The sequence below is a fragment of the Pseudomonas sp. HY7a-MNA-CIBAN-0227 genome (assembly GCF_040310325.1).
Taxonomy (GTDB): Bacteria; Pseudomonadota; Gammaproteobacteria; order Pseudomonadales; family Pseudomonadaceae; genus Aquipseudomonas.
The window spans coordinates 1-260 of the sequence record NZ_JBEOPT010000210.1; the positions used below are offsets into that span (position 1 = coordinate 1).

The following is a 260-nucleotide window of genomic DNA, read 5'->3' on the forward strand; positions in this document are numbered from 1 at the left end:
CAAGTACACGGTACAAAAAGCTGTGAACATTTTAGAAAAAGGCTACGGTGATTTATTCGCGTTTGGTCGTCCTTTTATCGCCAATCCTGATCTGCCAGAGCGTATTGCCAATAACTGGCCATTGAATGAAGTAGATCCTACCACGATGTATGGTGGTACTGATGTGGGCTACAGTGATTATCCTTATTACCAAAAATAAATTAGTGAAATAAGACCATTCGTGGTCTTATTTTTTTGCTTATAAACGTAAGTATTTTTAT

General features: G+C 37.3%; 1 protein-coding gene. It reads left to right on the forward strand.

Annotated features, from left to right (window positions below):
* Window positions 1-199 (forward strand): oxidoreductase (locus AAEZ06_RS27615; protein ID WP_502948065.1); only part of this gene is annotated, 199 nt, incomplete at its 5' end.
* Between the last annotated feature and the right edge of the window lie 61 nt (window positions 200-260).